Below are 22,818 nucleotides of genomic sequence, written 5' to 3'. Positions count from 1 at the left end.
GTGGTGGTAAGGGTGGTTTGGGTGTAGGTGTGTTCGTAGGTTTTCCAGTCGGGTGTGTCGCGTGGGTGGGGGGTGAGGTGGTCGGCGGTGGTGGCCAGGGGGGTGGAGGCGAGTCGCAGGATCTCGTGGGCGGGGAAGCCGGCGCCCCGCAACGCGAACTGACCCCACAACCGCCATCTCCCGCCGGGCAGGAGAACGGACTCCGACATCGCTGACCTTCCTTCCAGGGACTCGTGCGTAAGGCGTGCGCCGGGCGCTCCGACCGGCCTCGGCGAAGCGGGGCACCGGGCCCCGCCGGGGTCAAACGCCGTCGGGCGCGGCCACGCACCACTCCAGGACGGCCCGTGCGCTGTGGTACTTGTTCTCCGCCTGGGTGAAGGCGAGGCTGGCCGGACCGTCCAGCACCTCGCCGGTGACCTCGTCGCCCCGGTGCGCCGGCAGGTCGTGCAGGAAGACCCCGGCCCCGCTGGCCTCCAGCACCTCGCGGCCGACCCGGAACGGCGCGAAGACCGTCCGCCAGTCCTCGGTGTGCTTGGTGGTCCCCGTGGTCTGCCAGCGAGTGGTGTAGACGACGTCGGCCTCCGGCAGCCCCGCCATGTCGTGGCGCTCCTCGACCAGGGAGCCGGTGCGCCGCCCCTGGGCGGCGGCGCGCGCCAGATACCCGGGCGCCAGCCCGTAGCCGGGCGGGGTGCGCAGCCAGAGCCGGGTGCCGGGGTAGCGGGAGAGCGCCAACGCCAGTGCGGACGCGGTGTTGTTGCCCTCGCCCACGTAGAGCACCCGCAACCCGTCGACCGCGCCGAAGCGCTGCTGAAGGGTCGTCAGGTCGGTGAGTGCCTGGGTGGGGTGCTCGGCCGCGCTCATCGCGTTGATCACCGACATCGTCGACTGGTCGGCCAGCGTGCGGAGTTCGGCCTCGTCGCCGGAGGTCCTGGCGACCAGCGCGTCCAGCATCCGGGAGAGCACGGCGGCCGTGTCGGCGACCGTCTCCCCGGTGTTCTCCTGGAGGTCGGCCGGCCCGTAGGCGATCACCTGGGCGCCGAGCCGCAGCGCCCCGGCGGAGAACGCGGTCCTGGTGCGGGTCGAGGTCTTGCGGAAGAGCGTGCCGACGACGGCGTCCCGCAGCGGGCGGGCGTCGCGGTGGGCACCCGCGGCGTACTCGACGCCGCGCCGCACGAGCCACCGCAGCTCCTCGTCGCCCAGGTCGTCGATCGAGATCAGGTGGCGGCGCTCGGTGCCGGTCATGAAGGGCTCCTCAGGGGGAACGGGCGTTCGGCGGAAACGGGGTCGGGCTGACGGCGGCGCGGGCCTTCAGTCCGACCGCAGGGCCGCCGCCAGGAGGCCGAGACCCTCGTCCAGTTCGGCCGGCGTCGCGGTGAGGGGCGGCAGCAGCTTGATGACCTCGTCGTGGCGTCCGCACAGCTCCACGATCAGACCGGTCTCGAACGCCCGGCGCTGCACCCGTTGGGCGCGCCGCGCCCCGCCCGCCTCCGCCAGGTCGACGCCGAGCACCATCCCGCGCCCCCTGACCCGCGCGTGCGGCTCGCGGGCGGTCAACTCCTCGCCGAAGCGACGCATCCGCTCTGCCCCGGCCGCCAACCCGGCCTGGAAGGCGGGGTCTCGCCACAGTGCGAGGGCGGCCGTGGCGGCGACGAACGCCAGTTGGTTGCCCCGGAAGGTGCCGGTGTGCTCGCCGGGGCGCCAGGCGTCGAGGTCGCGGCGCAGCAGCGTCAGCGCCAACGGCAGGCCCAGGCCGCCGATCGACTTGGAGACGGTGACGATGTCGGGGACGATCCCGGCGTCCTCGAAGCCGAAGAAGGTGCCGGTGCGCCCGCAGCCGGCCTGGATCTCGTCCAGTACCAGCAACACCCCGTGTCTGGCGGTGAGTTCCCGCAGTCCGGCGAGCCATTCGGCCGGCGCGGGATAGACCCCGCCCTCCAGTTGGACCGGCTCCACGATCACCGCGGCAGGCGGCTCCGTTCCCGACGAGGGGTCGCCCAGCAGCCGTTCGAGGTAGGCCACGGAGTCGAACGGACCCCGGGGGCCGTCCGCGTAGGGAACGAAGGTGACGTCCTGCCCGCTCGCGCCGCCGGCCCGCCGGGCGCGAAGGCTGCCGGTGACCGAGAGCGAGCCGCGCGACATGCCGTGGAAGGCGCCGGTGAAGGCGACCAGACCGCTCCGTCCGGTCACCCGCCGGGCCAGCTTCAGGGCGGCCTCCACCGCGTCCGTCCCGGTGGGGCCGACGAACTGCGCCTTGTAGTCCAGTCCCCGGGGTCGCAGCACGGTGTCCGCCAGGGCGCGCAGGAAGTCGCGCTTGGCGACCGTGTGCAGGTCGAGGCCGTGGGTCAGGCCGTCGGCGGCCAGGTAGTCGGCGACCCGCCGCTTGATCAGCCCGTTGTTGTGCCCGTAGTTGAGGCTGCCGGCGCCGCAGAAGAAGTCCAGGTAGCGGCGGCCGTCCTCGGTGAACAGCTCGGTGCCCTTCGCCCGGTCGAACACCTCGGGGAACGTGCGGCAGTACAGCCGCACCTCCGACTCGTACTCCTCGAACACCCGGGTGTCCGGGTCGACGTCGACCGGGCGGGCAGCGGCGCCTCCGCCGTCGGACGTGGTGGGGAGGGTCGCCGCCCCGGTCTCGCTCATCGTTCTCCCTCCGTGGCCAGCAGCGCGCTGACCTCGTCGTCGGACAGTCCGGCCAGCTCCTGCTCGACGGCGTCCCTGGCGATCTCGGCCAGCGCCGCCACCGTGGTGGCGTCGAAGAGCCGGCGCAGCGGGATGTCGAGGGCGAACGCCTGGTTCACGCGGGCCAGCACCCTGGTGACCAGCAGCGAGTGCGCGCCGAGCGCGAAGACGTCGTCGTGCACGCTGATCCGGGGCAGGCCGAGCACGTCGGCCCAGATCTCCGCGACGATCTCCTCCGCGGGGTCGCGCGGCGGCTGGTGGGGGCGGTGCTCGGCGGCGCCGTCCAGGCGCGGCGCCGGCAGCGCCCGGCGGTCGACCTTCTTGCTCGGGGTGAGGGGCAGCTCCGGCAGCTCCTCCCAGAGGGCGGGCACCATGTACTCCGGCAGCCGCTCGGCGACGTGCCGGCGCAACCGGGCGAAATCGAGCGGCTTGCCGTCGGCGTCCTGGTGCGCCACCGGGTAGGCGACCAGCCGCCGGTCGCCGGGACGCACGTCCCTGGCCACCACCGCGACCGCCCGCACCGTCGGGTGCTCGGCCAACACCGCCTCGATCTCGCCGAGTTCGATGCGGAAGCCGCGCAGCTTGACCTGCTGGTCGAGGCGGCCGAGGAACTCGATGGCGCCGTCGGCCCGGTACCGCACCAGGTCCCCGGTGCGGTAGAGCCGGGCGCCGGGTACGGGTGAGAACGGGTCGGGCACGAAGCGCTCGGCGGTCAGCGCCGGCCGGCGCAGATAGCCCCTGGCCAGCCGCAGCCCGCCCAGGTGCAGTTCGCCGGGAACGCCCACGGGTGTCGGCGCGCCGTTCCGGTCCAGCACGTGGGCCCTGGTGCCGGGCACCGGGCGGCCGAGGGGCAGCGTCGACGCCGCCGTCTCCTCCGGGAGCGGCTCGGGCACCGGGTGCAGCACGCAGGTGACGGTGGCCTCGGTCGGCCCGTAGTTGCACAGGAACCGTCCCGGCAGTCCGGTCGCCAGCCAGCGGTTGGCGTCGGCGACGGTGACCACGTCGCTGCCGACGTTCATCAGCCGCAGCCCCCGCAACCGGGGGTCGCCCGGGGCGACGTGGTGCATCATCTCCCGGTAGTAGGCCGGGGTGATCTCCATGTGGGTGATGCCGTGTTCGGCGATCCGGTCCGGCAGTTCGGCCGGGCTCCAGAACTTCGGGTCGGCGACCACCACGGTGCCTCCGGCCAGCAGCGTCGCCGCCGTCTGGTCCATCGCGACGTCGAAGGTGAGCGCGGAGAGCAGCACCACCCGGTCCCCGGGGCGCACGTCGTAGGACTCGGCGATGATCCGGCAGTGCTGGGCGTAGGAACCGTGCTCGATCAGCACGCCCTTGGGGCGGCCGGTCGAGCCGGAGGTGAAGATGACATAGGCCAGCGCGTCGAGGGCCGGATACGGCTCGGCGTCCTCACCGAACTCGGTGTCCCCACCGGGCTCGGTGTCCCCACCGGGCTCGGTGTCCTGACACCGCGCGGCGTCCCCAGCCGGCGCGGCGTCCTCGTCGGGCGCGGCCGGCGTCCCGCTGGCCCGCGGTTCCGTGTCGAGCGTGAGCAGCGGCCGGCCGGTGGGCGCCAGCCGCTCCGCGAACCGGTCGACGGTCACCACCAGGTCGGCCTCCGCGTCGTCCAGCATGAACGCCAGCCGCTCGGCGGGGTGTTCGGGGTCGACCGGCAGATAGGCGGCCCCGGTCCGCAGCACGCCGAGCAGCGTCGGCACCACCTCGATGCCGCGTTCCAGGGCGACCGCCACCAGCCGCCCCGGCCCGATGCCCCGGGCGCGCAGCAGCGCGGCGACGCCCCGGGCCCGCTCCCAGGTCTCGCGGTAGGTCAGCCGCTCCGCGCCGAAGACGACGGCGGGTGCGTCCGGCCGTTCGGCGACCCGCCGGGCGAACGCCTCAGGAACGCTCGACTCCGGCGGCCCCGCCGGCTCCGCCTGCCAGCCCTCCAGCAGCAGCCTCCGCTCCGGCTCGGTGAGCAACGGCAGGCGCGAGAGGAGGAGTTCGGGCTCGGCGGTGGCCGCGGCGAGCACCCGGAGGAAGTGCCCCGACAGGCGACGCACCGTCGCCTCGTCGAAGAGCGCGACGGCGTACTCCACCAGCCCGCGCAGGCCCCCGTCGGGCCGTCTGGCCAGCGAGAACGTCAGATCGAACTTGGCGGTGCGCCAGGGCGCGGGCACGCGCTCCACGACCAGCCCGTCCAGCCGCGGGGCCCCGCCCCGGCCCTGCTGGAGCTCGAACATCACCTGGAAGAGCGGGTTGCGCGCCAGGTCGCGCTCCGGGCGCAGCTCGTCCACCAGCCGCTCGAACGGCAGGTCCTGGCGGCTGTAGCCGGCCGCGACGTCCTCCCGCACCCGGTCGAGCAGCGCGCGGAACGTCGGGTCGCCCTCCCAGCGGGTGCGCAGCACCACCGTGTTGACGAAGGCGCCGACCACCTCCTCGGTCTCCTGCCGACTGCGGCCCGCCGCCGGGGTGCCCACCGCGACGTCCGTGCGGTCGGTCCACCGGGACAGCACCACGTCGAAGGCGGCCAGCAGCACCACGAACGGCGTCACCGCCAGCCGCCGCGCCAACGCGGTGACGGCGTCGGCCAGTTCGTCGGGGATGTCGAACGGGAGCAGTGCGCCGCGCGCGTCCCGTTCGCCGGGGCGAGGCCGGTCGGTCGGCAGCTCCAGGGGCTCCAGGTCGGCCAACCGCTCCTTCCAGTAGTCGAGTTGCGCGGTGGCGGCCGGCCCGGCGCTCCACCGCTCCTGCCAGGCGGCGAAGTCGGCGTAGCCGACGGGCGGAGCGGTCGGCGGGGCGGCGCCGGTCGTGCCAGCCCGGTAGCCGGCCGCCAGGTCACCCAGCAGCAGGTCCATCGACCAGCCGTCCACCGCGATGTGATGGGCCGTCAGCACCAGCAGGTGCTCGTCGTCGGACAGCCGTGCCAGCGCCGCGCGCAGCGGCCACTGCGCGGCCAGGTCGAACGGGCGTGCGGTCTCCCGCGCCAGCACCGAGGCGACCTCCGCCGGGCGGTCCGCCAGTTCCAGCCGGGTCAGGGGCAGTGGTCCCGGCGGGTCGATCACCTGGGCCGGCGCGCCGTCCCGCGCCGGGTAGCGGGTGCGCAGCACCTCGTGGGAGGCGACCAGTCCGTCCAGCGCGCGCACCAGCGCCGCCTCGTCCAGCGCCCCGCGCAGCCGCAGCGCCAGCGGCACCAGGTACTCCTCGCCGCCGGGGTCGAGCTGGTCGAGGAACCACATCCGGGCCTGCGCCGACGACAGCGGCAGCGGCCCCTCGCGGTCCACCGGCACCACCGGGTCGTGCGCGGTCTCCGTCCCGGGCGCCTCCACCAGCTCGGCGAGCGCGGCGACCGTGCGCCGCGCGAACACCTCGGCCACCGGCACCTGCGCGCCCAGGGCGACGCGCAGCCGGAAGACCAGCCTGGTGGCCAGCAGCGAGTGGCCGCCCAGGGCGAAGAAGTCGTCGTCGGCGCCGACCGCGTCCACGCCCAGCACCTCGGCGAACGCCGCCGCCACCGCCCGCTGCGCCGGGCCGCGCGGCGGGACGCGCCCCGCGCCCGCGCCCGCGGCGTCCGGCGCCGGCAGCGCCGCCCGGTCGACCTTGCCGCTGGCGGTCAACGGCAGCGCCTCCAGCGGCAGCAGCAGCGAGGGCACCAACGGTGCCGGCAGCCGCGCCGCGAGATGGGCGCGCAGCGCCGCCATGTCCGGCGCCCCGCCGGCGGCCGGCACCACGTGCGCCACCAGCCGCGCCGCGTCCTCCCGCCCCGGGCGCCGGTCGACCGCGACGGCCGCGGCCGCCACGGAGGGGTGCTCGGCCAGCACCGACTCGATCTCCGCCGGCTCGACGCGCATCGCGCGCACCTTGACCTGCCCGTCCAGCCGCCCCAGATACTCCAGCCGCCCGTCCGCCAGCCGCCGCGCCAGGTCGCCGGTGCGGTAGATCCGCTCGCCCGGCGCCGAGGGGAACGGGTGCGGGGTGAAGCGTGCGGCGGTCAGGTCGCCCCGGCCCAGGTAGCCCCGCCCCAGCCCGACACCCGCCACGCACAGCTCGCCCGGCACCCCGAGGGGCGCCAGCCGGTCCTCCGGGTCGAGGACCAGCACCCGGGTGTTGTCGATCGGCGTGCCGATCGGCACCAGCTCGCCCGGCTCCCCGCCGGTGAACGTCCAGGAGGTGACGTCGATGGCGCACTCGGTCGGGCCGTAGGTGTTGGTCAGCCGCACCGGCAGCCGCGCCAGCAGCCGTTCGGCCAGCTCCACGGACAACGGCTCGCCGGCGCTGAACACCTGACGCAACGTCAGACACTCGCCCAGTCCCGGCTCGCGCACCAGCGACCGCAGCACCGAGGGCACCAGCTGGAGCACCGTGACGCCGTGCGCGGCGACGGCCGCGGCCATCGCCGCCGGGTCGGCCGGCACGCCGTCGGCCGCCACCACCACCGTGCCGCCCGCGACCAGCGGTGCCAGGAACTCCCAGACGGAGGCGTCGAAGCTCACCGTCGTCTTCTGCAACACCCGGTCCTCCGGGCCGAGTCGGTGCTCCCTGACGGTCCACAGCACCCGGTTGGCGAGGGCGCGGTGGGGGACCACCACGCCCTTCGGGCGGCCGGTGGAGCCCGAGGTGTAGATCACGTAGGCCGCCTGGTCCGGCAGCGGCGCGGGCAGCCCGGCCTCCGGCAGCGCCGCCGCGCGGGGCCCGGCCGGCGGGTGGGCCGCGTCCAGGTCGAGCGCGCGCACGCCGGGCGGCGGCGCCTCGTCCGACTCGCCCGCCCGGTGCACCAGCACCGTGGCGCCGCTGTCGGCGAGCACGAACTGCCGCCGGGCGCGCGGGTGTTCCGGGTCGATCGGCACATAGACCCCGCCGGCGCGCAGCACCCCGAGCACGGCGGTGACCAGGTCGGGTCCGCGCCGCAGCCGGACGGCGACCGGGGTCTCGGCGCGCACGCCCAGGGCCCGCAGCCGGTGCGCGAGCCGGGTGGCGGCGGCGTCGAACTCCGCGTAGGTCAGGGTCTGTTCGCCGAAGACCACGGCCGGGGCACCGGGCGTCAGCGCGGCGCGGTCGGCGACCAGCGCGGGCAGCCCGGCCTCCGGCAGCGCCGCCGTGGTGTCCCGCCACCCCTCGGTCAGCAGCCGGCGCTCGGCCGCCGGCAGCGGCTCCAGGCGCCCCACCGGCGCGCCGGGATCGGCGAGTGCCGCCGTCAGCAGCAGCCGGTAGTGCTCGGCGAGCCGGCGCACCGTCGCCCTCTCCAGCAGCGCGGTGGCGTACTCGAACGCGCAGTCCAGCGCGCCGTCGGCGCGGCGCCGCACCGACAGCATCAGGTCGAACTTGGCGACCGGCCAGGACACCGGCAGCGGCCGCACGGCCAGCCCCGGCAGGTCGAAGACCGCCGCCTCCTCGGGCCGGGTCTCGAACATCACCTGGAAGAGCGGGTTGCGCGACGGGTCGCGCTCCGGCGCCAGCTCCTCCACGATCCGCTCGAACGGCACCTCGCTGTCGCCGAACGCGTCCAGCACCCGGCGCCGCACCCGTTCCACCAGGTCGGTGAAGGACGGCCGGCCTGACAGGTCGCCGCGCAGCACCACCGTGTTGGCGAAGAAGCCGATCAGCGGCTCGGTCTCCGGCCGCGTCCTGCCCTCCACCACCGTGCCGACCGCCAGGTCGTGCTGCCCGGTGTACCGGCCGAGCAGCGCGTAGAACGCCGCCAGCAGCACCATGTACGGCGTCGCGCCCCGCCGCTCGGCCAGCCGTTCCACCGCCTCGCCGACCGCGCCCGGCACGCGCACCGTCAGCCGGTCGCCGCGCCCGTCGCGCGTGCGCGGCCGGCGCCGGTCGGTCGGCAGCTCCCACGCCGGCATCCCGGCCAGCCGTTCTGCCCACGCGGCCAACGGCGCGTCGAACGCCCCCGCCTCGGCCCGCTCCCGCTGCCAGACGGCGAAGTCCGGGTAGCCGACCGGCAGCGCGGGCAGCCGGGCCGTCCGGCCCGCGCGGCGGGCCGCGTAGTGCCGGCCCAGCTCCGTCGCCAGCAGCTCAGCCGACCAGCCGTCGCAGGCGATGTGGTGCAGGGTGAGCAGCAGCACATGGTCCTCGGGCCCCAGCCGCAGCAGCGCGGTGCGCGCCGGCACCTCGCTGTCCAACGCGAACGGGCGCCGCAGGTCGGCCTGGACGAGCCGGTCCACCTCGGCCTCGCGCTCCGCCTCCGGCACCGCGCCCAGGTCGACGTCGCGATGCGGGACCGCCGCCTCGGCCGCGACCCGCTGCGCCGGCTCGCCGTCCTGCTCCACGAAGCGGGTGCGCAGCACCGCGTGCCGCTCCGCCAGGTCGCCCACCGAGGCCAGCAGCGCCGCCCGGTCCAGCGCGCCGGTCAGCCGCAGCGCCACCGGCACCAGGTAGTCGGTGGCGCCCGGCGTCAGCCGGTCGAGGAACCACAGCCGCCGCTGCGCGAACGACAGCGGCAGCGGCCGGTCGTAGGAGGTCGGCGGGATCGGCTCCGGCGCCGCCCGGTCCGCGCGCGCGAGGGTCGCGGCCAGCTCCGCGACGGTGCGCGCGGTGAACACCTCGGCCAGCGGCAGCTCCACGGACAGCAGCGCGCGCAGCCGGAACGCGACGCGCATCGCGGTCAGCGAGTTGCCGCCCAGCGCGAAGAAGTCGTCGTGCGCCCCGATTCGCCCGGCGTCCACGTCCAGCAGCCGCGACCAGACCGAGGCCACCAGCCGCTCCGTGCGGGTGCGGGGCGCCACCCGGTCGGCGGGGGCCGGCTCGGCGGCGGGCGCCGGCAGCGCGCGGCGGTCCACCTTGCCGCTGGCCGTGTAGGGGATCGCGGCCAGCACCACCAGCCGCGCCGGCACCAGGTGCGCCGGCAGCACGGCGGCCAACTCCTCCCGCAGCGCGCCCGGTTCCGGCCGCTGTCCGACCGCCGGCGTCACATAGCCGACCAGCGTCGCGTCCTCGCCCGCGCCGTGCACCAGCACGGCGGCCTCCGCGACCGTCGCCGAGGCGGCCAGCGCGGCCGCCACCTCGGCCGGCTCGACCCGGTGACCGAGCACCTTCACCTGGTCGTCGACCCGGCCGACGAACTCCAGCGCGCCGTCGGCCCGGTGCCGCACCAGGTCCCCGCTGCGGTAGCAGCGCGCGCCCGGCGCGCCGGCGTACGGGTCGGGCACGAAGCGCTCCGCGGTGAGGTCGCCGCGCCCGTGGTAGCCGCGCGCGACCTGCGCGCCGCCGATGTACAGCTCGCCGACCGCGCCCGGCAGCACCGGCAGCAGCTCCTCGTCCAGCACGTACATCCGGGTGTTGTCGCCCGGCCGCCCCAGCGGCAGCGCGCCCGGCTCCAACTCCCCGGCGCGGCCCACCAGTACGGAGCAGCCGACGGTGGTCTCGGTCGGCCCGTACTCGTTGCAGACCAGCGTCTTCGGCGCGTGCCGGCGCCAGGGCTCGAACGCGACGCCGGTCAGCGTCTCACCGCCGGCCACCAGGCGCGGCGTAGCGGAACGCAGCGCCTCGGGCGGCAACTCGCGCCCCAACGCGGCCAGTTGCGTCGGGGTGACCTTCACCAGATCGAACCGGCCGCCGCGCAGCGCCGCCGCGAGACCGGTGAACGCCGGCGCCTCGGTCTCCGGGGTGAGGGTGACGGGCGCGCCGGTCAGCAGCGCCGGGAGGAGGGAGGTGACGGGCAGGTCGAAGGCGAGCGAGGAGTACAGCACGGTGCCGGCCCCGGCCGGCTGGTACGTGCGGGCTGCCCAGAGGGCGTAGTTGACCAGATTGCGGTGGGTCACCGCGACGCCCTTGGGGCGGCCGGTCGAGCCCGAGGTGAAGACGGTGTAGGCCAGGTTCTCCGGGTGGACCAGGACCGTCGGCGGGCCGGCGGCGCCGACCGCCACCTCGCCCGGCGTGACCACGGTGCCGGACCAGCCGGTCAGCCCGGCCGCCGTCCCGTCGGTGGCGACCAGCGTGGCGACACCGGCCCGGCGCAGCAACTCCGCGCGGCGCGGCGCCGGATGGGCCGGGTCCAGCGGCAGGTAGGCGCCGCCGGCGCGCCACACGCCGAGCAGCGCGGCGACCAGCTCCGGGCCGCGCGGCAGCGCGAGGCCCACCAGCGTCTCGGGCCCCACGCCGCGCGCGGCGAGCGCCCCGGCCCAGGCGTCGGCGCGTTCCGCCAGCTCCCGGTAGCTCAGCTCGCCGAACTCCCCGCGCAGCGCCGTCGCCCCGGGCGTCGCCGCGACCCGCGCGGCGAACAGCTCGTGCGCGCAGGCGTCCGGCACGGGCGCGTCCGTCGCGTTGTACTCCTCGACCAGCGTCCGGCGGTCCTCGGCGGAGATCAGCTCCGCCCGGGTGAACGGCTCCTCGGGCGCCGCCAGCAGCGCCGGCAGCAGCGTCGAGAAGCCGTCGGCCAGCCGCCGCGCGGTGGCCGGCTCGAAGAGCGCGGTGGCGTACTGGAGCCGGGCCGCGAGCCCGCCGCCGGGCACCGCGTTGACGTCGAGCACCAGGTCGAACGGGGTGCCCACCAGCGGCGTCGGCACCAGCTCGGTCGCCAGACCGGGCAGCGAGGGCGGCGCGGAGACCGCGTTCCGCAGCGAGAACGAGACCTGGAACAGCGGGTTGCGCGACAGGTCCCGCGCGGGCGCCAGCTCGTCGACGATCCGCTCGAACGGCGTGTCCGCGTGCCCGAACGCCTCCAGCGCCTCGTGCCGGGTCCGCCGCAGCAGCTCGGTGAACGAGGGCCGTCCCGACAGGTCGCCGCGGATCACCAGCGTGTTGACGAAGAGCCCGATCATCTCCCGCGCCCCCGGCGCGCCACGGTCGGCGACCGGCGTGCCGACGGCGAGGTCGCGCTGCCCGGTGTAGCGGGACAGCAGCGCCTGGAACGCGGCGAGCAGCACCATGAAGCGGGTCGCCCGGTGGCGGCGCGCGAACGCGTCGACCTTCGCGACCAGCGCGGGCGGCAGCGCGAACCGCACCACGTCGCCCTCGCCCGTCCACACCGAGGGGCGCGGCCGGTCGGTGGGCAGCTCCAGGGGCGGCAGGCCGGCGAGCCGGTCCCGCCAGTGCGCGAGCCCGCGCGCCAGCCGCCCGGCGGCCAGCCGCTCCCGCTGTGCGGCGGCGAAGTCCAGGTAGCTCCCCGCGGGGGGCCCCGGCGGAACGGCGGGCGCGCCGCCGGTCAGCGCCGTGTAGCCGGCGGCCAGTTCGGCGGTGAACAGGTCCCAGGACCAGCCGTCGAACGCGATGTGGTGCGCCAGCACCAGCAGCACGTGGTGGTCCTCGCCCAGCCGCGCCAGGGTCACCCGCAGCGGCGCCTCGTTCCGCAGGTCGAACGGGCGGCGCGCGGCGGCGGCCAGCAGCTCGGCGAGGGCGGCCTCGCCCCGCCCGCCGCCCGCGAGATCCACCCGCTCCAGCGGGAGCGGCCCCGGCGGCTCGACCCACTGCACCGGGCGCTCCCCGCGTACGGCGTAGCGGGTGCGCAGCACGTCGTGCCGCGTCACCACCGCCTCCAGCGCCCCGCGCAGCGCCGCCGTGTCCAGCGGGCCGCGCAGCCGCAGCGCCATCGGCAGCACGTACTCGGGCGACCCCGGCCGCAGCCGGTCGAGGAACCACAGCCGCGCCTGCGCGAACGAGGTCGCCACGGCGGCACCGGTCCGCGCGTCGCCTTCGACGTCCATAGCCCACCTCCTGGGGGTCACGCGTGAGGAGTCTGTCGCGGGCCGCGCGCCCCTCACCAGGGAAGGAAGGGCAACGGTCGCCCGTCAGCGCGGCTGCTTCTTTGTCTCTGCGGGGCGCCGCGCGCCGCCGAGGGGGAACTCAGGGGGTGAGGTCGGCCAGCACCTGGCCGTCGCCCGCCCGGCGCGCGCGGGAGGCGCGCAGGTCCCGGGCGACGAAGGCGCGTTGCAGCCACCGGTCCAGCCCGTCGTAGCGCGGCACGAACGCGGTCCTGCCGTGGACCGTCAGCCGGTTGTCGACGATCGCCAGGTCGCCGGGGACCAGCAGATGGGTGTCGGCGTGCGCGGCGAACAGCTCCTGGAGCGCCCGCATCGCCTCGGTGCCCCGGGGCGTCACCGCCGAGGTGGCGGCGAAGTCCACCAGCAGGTCCGGGTCGTCCCACGCGCCGCTGAGCACCGCGTGCCGCAGCGACCTGCCCCGCCCGGCGCCGAACGAGGGCGGCGGCGCCGTCACGAAGTCCGCGCGGAACAGCGCCTCGCGGTGCCGCTCGTCGAGCAGCCCCCGCACCTGCCGGATGGAGGCGGTCCGCAGCCCCGCCACCCGCTCGTGGTCGGCCCGCAGACAGAACAGCAGCACGTAGTCGGGGCGGTGCGGATCGAACGCGTTCTCGTTGTGGAAGGTCAGCAGCACCGAGCCCTCGTTGCCCTGGAACTCCTCGCTGCCCGGCACCGGCACCACGTCGTGCACCAGCGCGCCCGACTTCTCCGAGCGGTAGGCGATCTGGTCGCCCAACGCGTGGGCGACCAGGGCCAGCACCGAAGCCGGCAGGGTCGCGCGCCGCTGCACGGAGCCGCTGACCGAGGGGGTCGCCGGCACACCCGCCTCGTGCACCGGCAGCCCGCGCAGCAGCAGCGCGCCCCCCGGGCCCGGGTCGCGGCGGAAGTCGGCCAGCGCGCGGCGCAGCGCCGTCGGCAGCTCGTGCCACAGCCGCCGGGCCGCGGCCGACCACCCGGGGGCGTCGACCTCGCCGTCGGCCACCGGCAGCAGGGCCCGCGCCACCGTGTCCACGGCGGCCGCCGTCGCGTCGTCCAGGGCGAGCACCCCGGGGGATCTCCCGGTCTCCCGGGGGGATCCGGTGTCGAGCAGGGATGAGGACATCAGTGCGCTTCCTTCGGTTCGTTCGACGGGGAGCCGGATCGGCCCTCGTGGGCGAGCAGCCCGGTCAACGTCCGGGCCACCTCGGCGACATGGGGCGCCCGCAGCACCCCCAGATGGGTCCCGGCCACCCGGTGGACCGTCAGCCCGCCGGTGGCCAGCTCGGACCAGCGGCCGGTGTAGTCGTCGAAGCTCTGCCCGAACGCCACCTCGTGGTCGCCGGCGGCCAGTTCGTCGCCCGCGATCAGGTGCAGCGGGCCGGGGCAGGGGCGGTGGCGGTAGTCGAGCCGGGTCTGGAGCAGCTCCCGCCACACCCGCACCCGCGACGGCCAGAACGGGTCGCCCGGCACCGGCGGGTCCACGGTGCCGTCGTCGACGATGACCTCCAGCACCTCGGCGGCCCGCCGCCGCAGCGCGGGGACCCGTTCCTCCCCGGCCTCGGCCAGCTCGGCCAGCAGCGCCTCGGCCTCGCGGAAGCGGGCCATGAACTCCCGCATGTTCTCCCGCTCGTAGCTGTCCAGCGCCGGATCGAGCAGCACGAACGTGACGTCCTCGCCCGCCTCCCGCAGCCGCCGCACCATCTCGCTGGTGATCTGGCTGCCGCCGCACCAACCCAGCAGCCGGTAGGGGCCGTTCGGCGCGATCCTGCGCAACTGCGCCAGGTTGAGCTCGGCGATGGCCCCGACGCTCTCGGGTGCCGGGCACTCCCGGGTCAGCCCCGGCCACTCGAACGCGGCCACCGGCTGCTCCTCGTCCAGGTGCGCCGCCAGCTGGGCGAACCAGTGGGCGCTGCCCGGATGCACACAGAACAGCGGCGGCCGGCTCCCCTCCCGGCGCAGCCACACCACGGCGTCCGCCGCGTGCCCGGCCGAGCCGACCCCGTCCCCGCCGGCGCCGGTCACCGCGCGCGCCAACTCGGCGACGGTGCGGTGCTCGTAGAAGCTGCGGAACGTCAACGACAGCCCGTGCTCCTCGCGGAGCGCGACGATCACCCGCATCACCGTCATCGAGTTGCCGCCGAGCGCGGCGAACTCGTCGTCCACGCCGACCCGCGGCACCCCGAGCACCCGCGCCCAGGCGCGCGCCAGCACGTTCTCCACCGCCGTGCGCGGCGCCCGGTAGGCGGTCGTCACCGTCGCGCCGGTCGGCTCCGGCAGCGCCCTGGTGTCGATCTTGCCGCTGGGCGTCATCGGCAGCGCGTCGAGCACCATGTGCCCGGCCGGGATCAGGGGGGCGGGCAGCTCGGTGGCCAGCCGGGCGTCCAGCTCCACCGGGTCGAGGACGACACCGTCGGCCGGTACCAGATAGGAGACCAGTTCCCGTTCGCCGCTGGGCATGGTCACCAGTCGGACCACGGCGTCCCGCAGCTCCGCGTGCCGGTGCAGCGCCGCCTCCACCTCGCCGATCTCCACCCGGTGGCCGCGCACCTTCACCTGGTCGTCGACCCGGCCGGCGAACTCCAGCACCCCGTCCTCGCGGTGGCGCGCCAGGTCGCCGCTGCGGTAGAGGCGCTGGCCCGGCCGCGTCGCGTACGGGTCGGGCACGTAGCGCTCGGCCGTCAGCTCCGGACGCCCCACGTAGCCGCGCGTCAGCTGGGCGCCGCCCAGGTACAACTCCCCGACCACGCCCACCGGCACGGGCGCCAGGTCGGCGTCCAGGACCCGCATCACGGTGTTGCTGACGGGGCGTCCGATCGGCAGCACACCGGACTCCAACTCCCCGGCGGCCGCCTCGACATGGGAGCAGCCGACGGTCGTCTCGGTCGGACCGTACTCGTTGTCCACCACCGTCTCGGGCGAGTGCCGGGCCCACCGCGAGACCATGTCGCGCACCAACTCGTCGCCACCGGCGATCAGTCGGCCGGTGGCGCGCCGCACCCCCTCGGGGCTGAGCGACCTGTTGAGCAGCGCCAGGTGCGCAGGGCTCAGCTTGAGCAGCCCGAACCCGCCCTTCTCCAGCGCCTGGACCAGCGCGTCGACGCCCGGCGTCCCGTCGTCCTCGGTGAGGGTGACCGGCTGGCCGGACAGCAGCGCGGGGAAGAGCGAGGTGACCGGGAGGTCGAAGGCCATCGAGGAGTACAGCGGCGACCCGGTGCCGCGCAGCGGACGGTAGGCGTCCAGGCACCAGCAGATGTAGTTGACCAGGTTCCGGTGCTCGACCATCACGCCCTTGGGGGTGCCGGTGGAGCCCGAGGTGTAGACGAGATAGGCCAGGGCCTCCGGTGAGGCGGTGGCGCCCAGGTTCGCCCCCGACTCGCCGTCGGCCTCCACGGACAGCGGGCGTGCCGGGGAGCCGGCCAGCCGGTCGGTCAACCCCGGTTCGGTCAGCACCAGTCGGGCGTCCGCCTCGCGCAGCAGCGTCGCGAGCCTGGCGGCCGGATGGGCCGGGTCGAGCGGCAGGTACGCGGCTCCCGCCTTGAGCACCGCCAGCAGCGCCACCACCAGGTCCGGGCCGCGCCGCAGCAGGACCCCGACGCGCGACTCGACGCCGACGCCCCGCGCGCGCAGCCGCCGCGCCAGCCGGTTGGCGCGCGCGTTCAGCTCCGCGTAGGAGACGGTCGAGCCGTCGGCGGCCCGCAGCGCCACCGCGTCCGGGGTGCGCGCGACCTGCCGTTCGAACAGCTCGTGGACGCACAGCTCCGGGTAGTCCACGGACCGGCCCCACGCGTGGCCGGCGAGCCGCCGCTCCTCCTCCGGGTCCAGCAGGCTGCCGCGCGCGTCGCCCGCCGGGTCGGCGGCCATCGCCTCCAGCACCCGCCGGTAGAGGGCCAGCAGCCGCCGCCCGTGCGCGCGGCCGAGCCGCTCGGGCCGGGCCGACACGTACAGCCGGCCGGGGAACGTCCACACGTCGAGCCCGAACTCGTTGGGGCTGACGTCCACCACGCCGGCCGACTCGATCCGCCGGTCGTCCAGCACGTGGAAGTCGAGATAGGTGAAGGCGACGTCCACCAGCGGCGTCCCCGCGCCCCAGGCGCGCTGCATCTCCGGCAGCGGGAACCTGCGGTGCGGCCAGAGCGCCGCCTCCTCGGCCAGCACCCGCCGCACCAGCGTCCGCCAGTCCGCGCCCGTCAACTCCACCGCGAACGGCAAGGTGTTGAGGTGCATCCCCCGGACCAGCTCGCCGCCCTCGGTCTCCAGCCGGCCGTTGCAGACCAGTCCGGTGCGCGGCGCCCGGGTGCCGCCGACGACGGAGAGCACCTTCAGATGCGCGGTCAGCAGCACGCTCTTCAGCGAGGCGCTGGCCGCCGAGGCCAGCCGCCGCAGCCCCGGTTCCAGGTCGGCGAAGTCGACGCTGAGCTGGTAGGGCTCCTCGCCGGCCGCCGGGTCGGCCGCCCAGGAGGGCGGCAGCTCCACCCGGTCGAAGCGCTCCAGCCGGTCCCGCCAGAACTCCCGGTCCTCCGCCGAGGCCAGCGAACGCCGCTCCCGCGCCACGTAGTCGGCGAACCGCACGGTGTGCGCCGGCCGCTCCCCGGGCGCCCGCCCCTCGCGCAACGCGCGGTAGTCGGTGAGCAGTTCGTCGATCAGGGAGTGGTGGCTCCAGCCGTCGAGCACCGCGTGGCACTCGACGAACGCGAACGTCCACCGGTCCTCGCCCGTGCGCAGCGCGTGGAAGCGGACCATCGGCGCCCGGGTCACGTCGAACGGGTCGTTCCTGGTGTCGGCGACGAACCGCCGCAGCTCCTTTCGGACCTCCTCCTCGGAGAGCCCGCGCAGATCGGTGTGGCCGACCTCCACGGCGCCCTCGGCACCGACCAGTTGCACCGGCTCCCGGAAGGTGGTCAGGTCGAATCGGGTGCGCAGGATCTCGTGCCGCTCGGCCAGCAGCGCCGCCGCCGCGCGCAGCGCCGCCAGGTCGAACGGGGCGTCGTCGGCCATCGGGAAGAGCGTCACGTTGTGGTAGGGGCTGTCCTCGCCGTCCGCGAGCATCTGGTAGACCATCGCCGCCTGCACCATGGACAGCGGGTAGGCGTCCACCACGCCGGGCGGCAGCGCGGCCCGCTCCTCGGGGGCGAGCAGCGCGAACGGCGCGACCCTGCGCTCCTCCTCGCTGTCGCCCGCGGCCGGCGCCGCGCCCCGGCGGGCCGCCGTGATCCCGCCGACCGTCTGGTGCGACAGCAGCTCCTGGACGGTGAGTTCGACGCCGGCGCGCCGCAGCGCGCCGACCACGCGGATGGCGCGGATCGAGTCGCCGCCGAGGGCGAAGAAGTTGTCGTGCACCCCCACCTCGGGAAGGTCCAGCGCCTCGGCGAAGCCGCGCGCCATCGCCTCCTCCACGGCGTCGCGCGGCGCCGTCCGCCCGCCCGCCGGCAGGGCGCGGTGGTCCTCGGGGGACGGCAGCGCGGCCCGGTCGGTCTTGCCGTTGCCGGTCAGCGGGATCCCGGCCACCGGGACGAAGACGGCAGGTACCAGATAGGCCGGCAGCCACCGCCCGAGGTGGGCGCGCAACTCCGCGACGTCCGGCACCCGTTCGGTGGTCGGTACCACGTAGGCGACCAGTCGTGCCTCCCGTTCGCCCGCGGGCGTGTGGGCGAGCACCACGGCGCGCTCCAGCTCCGGATGGGAGGCCAGGGCGGCCTCGATCTCGCCGGGCTCCACCCGGTGGCCGCGGATCTTGACCTGCTCGTCGACGCGCCCCAGGTACTCCAGCTCGCCGTCCGCCCGGAACCTGGCCAGGTCGCCGGTCCGGTACATCCGCGCGCCTGGCGCGGTGGCGCGGGGGTCGGGCGGGAAGCGGTCGGCGGTCAGCGCCGGCCGGTGGAGATAGCCCCTGGCCAGCCCGGGGCCCGAGACATACAGCTCGCCGGGGACGCCGATCGGCACCTCGCGCAGCGCCTCGTCCAGCAGCCGCACCCGCAGGTCGGCCAGCGGCCGGCCGATCGGGCTGTGCCGGCGGCCGGTCCGCGCGGCCTCGACGGCCTCGGCCGGCAGCAGCGGCCGGCGGGTGACATGCACGGTGGTCTCGGTGATCCCGTACATGTTGACCAGTTCGGGGCCCGGGACGCCGGCCCGTTGCCACCAGTCGTACCAGGGCGCCAGCTCCGCCATGTCCAGTGCCTCACCACCGAAGACCACCGTCCGCAGGGCGAGCCGGTCGGGGGAGACCGTGCCGTCGACGGCCGCCTCGGTCAGCCAACGGAACGCGGAGGGCGTCTGGTTGAGCACCGTGACCCGCTCCTCGGCCAGCAGCCGCAGCAGGTCGCGCGGCGAGCGGGAGACGTCGAACGGCACCACGACGACCCGGCCGCCGGTCAGCAGCGGGCCCCACAGTTCCCAGACGGAGAAGTCGAACGCGTAGGAGTGGAAGAGCGTCCAGACGTCGTCCGCGCCGAAGCCGAAGTCCTCCTGGCAGGAGAGCAGCAGGCGCAGCACGTTGGCGTGGGTGACGGCGACCCCCTTGGGCCGCCCGGTGGAGCCCGAGGTGTAGATGACATAGGCGACCTCGTCGGGACCCGGCGGCGGGGGAGGGGCCGCCGACGGGGCCCACCCGTCGTCCGAGTCGTCCTCCTCGTCCATCAGCAGCGGCTCGCGCCCGTCCGCCGGCAGCACGCCCAGAAGGCGACGTTCCGTCACCACGGCCGCCAGCCCGGCGTCCTGGTGGACGAAGGCGAGCCGCCCGGCCGGCAGACCGGGGTCCAGGGGCACATAGCCGGCCCCGGACTTGAGCACCCCCAGCAGCGCCACCACCAGGTGCGCGCCGCGCGGCAGGCAGACCCCCACCAGGTCGCCCCCGCCGACGCCCCCGGCGCGCAGCCGGCCGGCCAACGCGTCCGACCTGGCGTCCAGTTCGGCGTAGCTCAGCGACTCGCCCGCGCAGCGCACCGCGACCGCGTCCGGCGCCATCGCGGCGCGGGCCCGGAAGACCTCGGGCAGGGAACGCTCCGCCGGGAAGCTCGCCCCGGCGCCGCTCCACTCCCGCAGCAGCCGCCGTTCCTCCTCGCCGAGCATCGGCAGGGCGTCCACCGGCGCCAGCGGGTCGTCGGCGACCCCGGACAGCAGCCGCCGGTAGTGGCCGACCAGCCGGCGCACCGTCGGGGCGTCGAAGAGCGCGGTGGCGTACTCCAGTTGACCGACGAGCGAGCCGTCGGGGCGTGCGGCGAGCGCGAGGCCCAGATCGAACTTGGCGGTGCGCGAGGCCACCGGCAGCTGTGTCCCGCCCAGCCGGGGCAGCGGTGTCTCGCCGGCCGCCGCGTACTGGAAGACGACCTGGAAGAGCGGGTTGCGCGAGGGGTCGCGCTCCGGGGCGAGCGTCTCCACCAGCCGCTCGAACGGCGTCTCCTGGTGGGTGAACGCGCCCAGCGCCGTCTCCCGCACCCGTTCCAGCAGGTCGGGAAAGGTCGTCGCCCCCGCCAGGTCGGTGCGCAGCACCACCGTGTTGGTGAACAGTCCGGGCATCGTCTGGGTCTCCGCCCGCTCCCGGCCGGCGACCGGGCTGCCCACCACGACGTCGCGCTGGCCGCAGTGCCGGGACAGCAGCAGCTTGAAGACGGCGAGCAGCACCATGAACGGGGTCGCGCCGCGCTCCCCGCCGGCCTCGGCCAGCCGCGTCGCCACCGTCGCCGGCACCTCGAAGACCTCGGTGGCCCCCGCGCCGTCCCGCAGCGGGGCCCGGGGCCGGTCCAGCGGCAGGGCCAACGGCGTCAGCCCGACCAGCTTCGCGCCCCAGTAGTCCAGTTGCCGATCCAGCACCGGGCCCTCAAGCCGCCCGCGCTGCCACAGCGCGAAGTCCGCGTACTGCACCGGCGGCGGCTCCAAAGGCGAAGGCTCCCCTGCGGCGAACGCGCCGTAGAGCGCGTCGAGTTCGCCGAGCAGCAGCCCCTCGGACCAGCCGTCGGAGGCGATGTGGTGGCACGTCAGCAACAGCGTCCAGGCGTCGGGTTCCCGGACCAGCAGCGCGCGCACCGGCCACTCGGCCGCCAGGTCGAAGGGCCGGTCGCCGTCCTCGGCCACCAGCGCGTCCACCCGGGCGCGCGCCTCGTCGGCCGGCAGCCTCCCGACGTCCACCCGGGTCAGCGGCAGCGGGCCCGGCGCGTCGACCCACTGCACGGGCTCGCCGTCGACTTCCCGGTACCGGGTGCGCAACACCTCGTGCCGGGCGGGCAGTTCGTCCAGCGCCCGACGCAGCGCCGCCTCGTCCAGCGTCCCGGGCAGCCGCAGCCGCAGCGGCATCAGATACTGGGTGTCGCCCGGCGTCAGCCGGTCCAGCACCCACAGCCGGCGCTGCGCGAACGACAGCGGCGGCGGCCCGGTCCTCGCCACCGCGCTGATACCGGTCTCCGGCGCGGCCGGCCGCAGACCGCGCAGCCGCTGGCGCAGCAACTCCGCGCGAGGGGTCGAGCTGGTGCCCATCGTTCGCCTTCCTTCGCGTCTCCCCGGACCGACCCCCGGCTCGGAGGGTCCCGACGGCCCGCCCGGGGCCGACCACGGGCCACGGTGCCGGGCGGGGTGGGGGAGCGGGCAGGGCCGGCGCGGCGCCGTCGCGCGCAGCCAGGTCGGCGGGCGTCACCGCCGGTTCTTCTCTACGGCCGGGCCGGGGCGCTGCCGACGATCGGGGCCATGCCCCGAGACGTGCTCCCGTTGCGGCGCAACCGCGACTTCCTGCTGCTGTGGTCCGGTTCCGCCGTGTCGATGCTCGGCTCGAACGCCTCAGGTGTCGCCTACCCGCTGCTGGTGCTGGCGCTGACCGGGGCGCCGGGCGACGCCGGCCTCGCCGGCTTCGTCGCGCTGCTGCCGCAACTGCTCTTCCAGGTGCCGGCCGGCGTCGTGGTGGACCGCGTCGACCGAAGGCGGCTGATGATCGCGTGCGACCTGCTGTGCGTGGCGGCCATCGGCAGCCTCGCCGCCGCGCTGCTCGCCGGCCGGCTGACACTGCCCCACATCCTGGTCGTCGGCTTCGTCGAGGGTGTGCTCGCCGTCACCTACCGGCTGGCGGCGGCCTCCGCCGTGCCGCACCTGGTGCATCCCTCGCAGGTGACGTTCGCCCTCTCCCGCAACGAGGCGCGCGCCAGGGGGGCGGCGATGCTGGGACAGCCGCTGGGCGGCACGCTCTTCGGCCTGGGGCGCGCGGTGCCGTTCCTCTTCGACCTGGGGACCTATCTGGTGTCGCTGGTCGCGCTGCTGCTGATCAAGGGCGACTTCCAGCGCGCCCGCGCGCCGCGCGCGGCCCGGTCGGCGCCGGGCCGCCGGGAGTTCGTCGAGGGCGCGGTGTGGCTGTGGGGGCAGCCGTTCCTGCGGGCCACCACGCTGCTGGTCGCCGGCAGCAACTTCCTCTTCCGCGCGCTGTTCCTGGTGGTCATCGTGCTCGCCGCCGACCGCGGCGCGGGGCCGGCGACCGTGGGCGTGATGCTGGGCGTCGCCGCCGTCGGCGGGCTGGCCGGCTCGCTGGCGGCGCCGGCCGTGGTGGCGCGGATCTCGCTGAAGGCGGTGGTGGTCGGCGCCAACTGGGCCTGGGCGGTGCTCGTCCCGCTGCTGCTCGTCGCGGGCGACCCGCTGGCGCTGGGCGCGGTCTACGCGCTGATGTGCTTCGTCGGCCCGCTGTGGAACGTCGCCACCTCCGCCTACCAACTCGCCGTCACGCCCGACCGGTTGCGCGGCCGGGTGCTGGGCGCCGCCGGCATGGTCGCCTTCGGCGCCGTGCCGCTGGGCTCCGTCGTGGGCGGCTACCTGCTGAGCTGGGTCGGCGCCGAGGCCACCATCGGGCTGCTCAGCGGCTGGATGCTGCTGTGCGCGCTCTTCGCCACGCTCAGCCCCTCGGTGCGCGCGGCGCCGGCAGACGCCGACGCCGGCGCGGCGGTGCGGTGACGGCGCCCTCGCCCCGGTGGGTGGCGCCCGCGCCCTTCTCCGTGCCGCTTCTGTGCCGGTGGGCGGACTTTTCGGGGGCGCGGGGAACCGCGCGAATGCCGGGTGGCGGGGGTGGGGCGACGGCGGTGCCGAGGTGGCGAGGTGGGTGGTCGCCCCCGCCCCCACCCCCGGCGGACGCCGAGACCGCTGCCCGTTTGTCTCTATGGCCGCGCCCGCCCGGCGGGCACGCTCAGCGGGTGAGCGAGAAAGCCGACCGCGACATGGGAGGACGGACGATGGGCGACGGCGAAGACGAGCACCGTTACCTCGTGGTGCGCAACGACGAGGAGCAGTACTCCCTCTGGCGCGCCGACCGGGAGCTGCCACTGGGCTGGTACGCGGAGGGGACCGAGGGCACCAGGGAGCAGTGCCTCGCGCACGTCGGGGAGATCTGGACGGACATGCGCCCGGCGTCGCTGCGCCGCCGGATGGCCGAGACCGAGTCGGCCGGCTGACCGCCGGCGTTCGGGCGATCCGGGAGACCGGGGAAGGGGAGAGGGGACGTCAG

8 protein-coding genes are annotated in these 22,818 nt (G+C 75.9%); 2 read left to right on the top strand and 6 right to left on the bottom strand.

Annotated elements, in window-relative coordinates; translation table 11 throughout:
- The 6 genes from CRP51_RS29185 to CRP51_RS19645 all read right to left on the bottom strand — a co-directional run.
- Positions 1-209, bottom strand: a 209-nt coding sequence (locus tag CRP51_RS29185) for a hypothetical protein (protein WP_141514628.1), incomplete at its 3' end; no start/stop codon positions are given.
- A gap of 91 nt (positions 210-300) precedes the next feature.
- Positions 301-1,242, bottom strand: a complete 942-nt coding sequence (locus tag CRP51_RS19665; protein WP_097232585.1) for an ornithine carbamoyltransferase — start codon at positions 1,240-1,242, stop codon at positions 301-303.
- 66 nt (positions 1,243-1,308) lie between these two features.
- Positions 1,309-2,637 (bottom strand): diaminobutyrate--2-oxoglutarate transaminase, encoded by a 1,329-nt coding sequence (locus CRP51_RS19660; protein WP_097232584.1) that lies wholly within the window; start codon positions 2,635-2,637, stop codon positions 1,309-1,311.
- Complete coding sequence (locus CRP51_RS19655; RefSeq protein WP_097232583.1) at positions 2,634-12,320, bottom strand: non-ribosomal peptide synthetase; 9,687 nt, start codon at positions 12,318-12,320, stop codon at positions 2,634-2,636. The genes CRP51_RS19660 and CRP51_RS19655 overlap by 4 nt, the downstream gene beginning before the upstream one ends.
- A gap of 139 nt (positions 12,321-12,459) precedes the next feature.
- Entirely contained in the window at positions 12,460-13,476 is a 1,017-nt protein-coding gene (locus CRP51_RS19650) for a TauD/TfdA family dioxygenase (RefSeq protein WP_097232582.1), read from the bottom strand.
- Positions 13,476-20,819 (bottom strand): non-ribosomal peptide synthetase, encoded by a 7,344-nt coding sequence (locus CRP51_RS19645; protein WP_097232581.1) that lies wholly within the window; start codon positions 20,817-20,819, stop codon positions 13,476-13,478. The genes CRP51_RS19650 and CRP51_RS19645 overlap by 1 nt, the downstream gene beginning before the upstream one ends.
- Positions 20,820-21,026: 207 nt before the next feature.
- Between CRP51_RS19645 and CRP51_RS19640 the strand changes: the two genes are divergently transcribed.
- The gene (locus CRP51_RS19640) at positions 21,027-22,271 is read left to right on the top strand and encodes an MFS transporter (RefSeq protein WP_097232580.1); all 1,245 of its coding nucleotides are present in this window, start codon (positions 21,027-21,029) and stop codon (positions 22,269-22,271) included.
- A 275-nt stretch (positions 22,272-22,546) separates the two neighbouring features.
- Entirely contained in the window at positions 22,547-22,765 is a 219-nt protein-coding gene (locus CRP51_RS19635; protein ID WP_139646722.1) for an MbtH family protein, read from the top strand.
- Positions 22,766-22,818 lie beyond the last annotated feature (53 nt).

This window comes from Streptomyces zhaozhouensis (assembly GCF_900230195.1).
GTDB classification, from domain to species: Bacteria; Actinomycetota; Actinomycetes; order Streptomycetales; family Streptomycetaceae; genus Streptomyces; species Streptomyces zhaozhouensis.
This window is presented reverse-complemented; position numbering and strand designations above follow the sequence as displayed.

Excerpts from the sequence above, each read along its gene's own strand:
- CRP51_RS19665 (WP_097232585.1), bottom strand. The coding sequence starts at position 1,242 with ATGACCGGCACCGAGCGCCGCCACCTGATCTCGATCGACGACCTGGGC.
- CRP51_RS19660 (WP_097232584.1), bottom strand. The coding sequence starts at position 2,637 with ATGAGCGAGACCGGGGCGGCGACCCTCCCCACCACGTCCGACGGCGGA.
- CRP51_RS19655 (WP_097232583.1), bottom strand. The coding sequence starts at position 12,320 with ATGGACGTCGAAGGCGACGCGCGGACCGGTGCCGCCGTGGCGACCTCG.
- CRP51_RS19650 (WP_097232582.1), bottom strand. The coding sequence starts at position 13,476 with ATGTCCTCATCCCTGCTCGACACCGGATCCCCCCGGGAGACCGGGAGA.
- CRP51_RS19645 (WP_097232581.1), bottom strand. The coding sequence starts at position 20,819 with ATGGGCACCAGCTCGACCCCTCGCGCGGAGTTGCTGCGCCAGCGGCTG.
- CRP51_RS19640 (WP_097232580.1), top strand. The coding sequence starts at position 21,027 with ATGCCCCGAGACGTGCTCCCGTTGCGGCGCAACCGCGACTTCCTGCTG.
- CRP51_RS19635 (WP_139646722.1), top strand. The coding sequence starts at position 22,547 with ATGGGCGACGGCGAAGACGAGCACCGTTACCTCGTGGTGCGCAACGAC.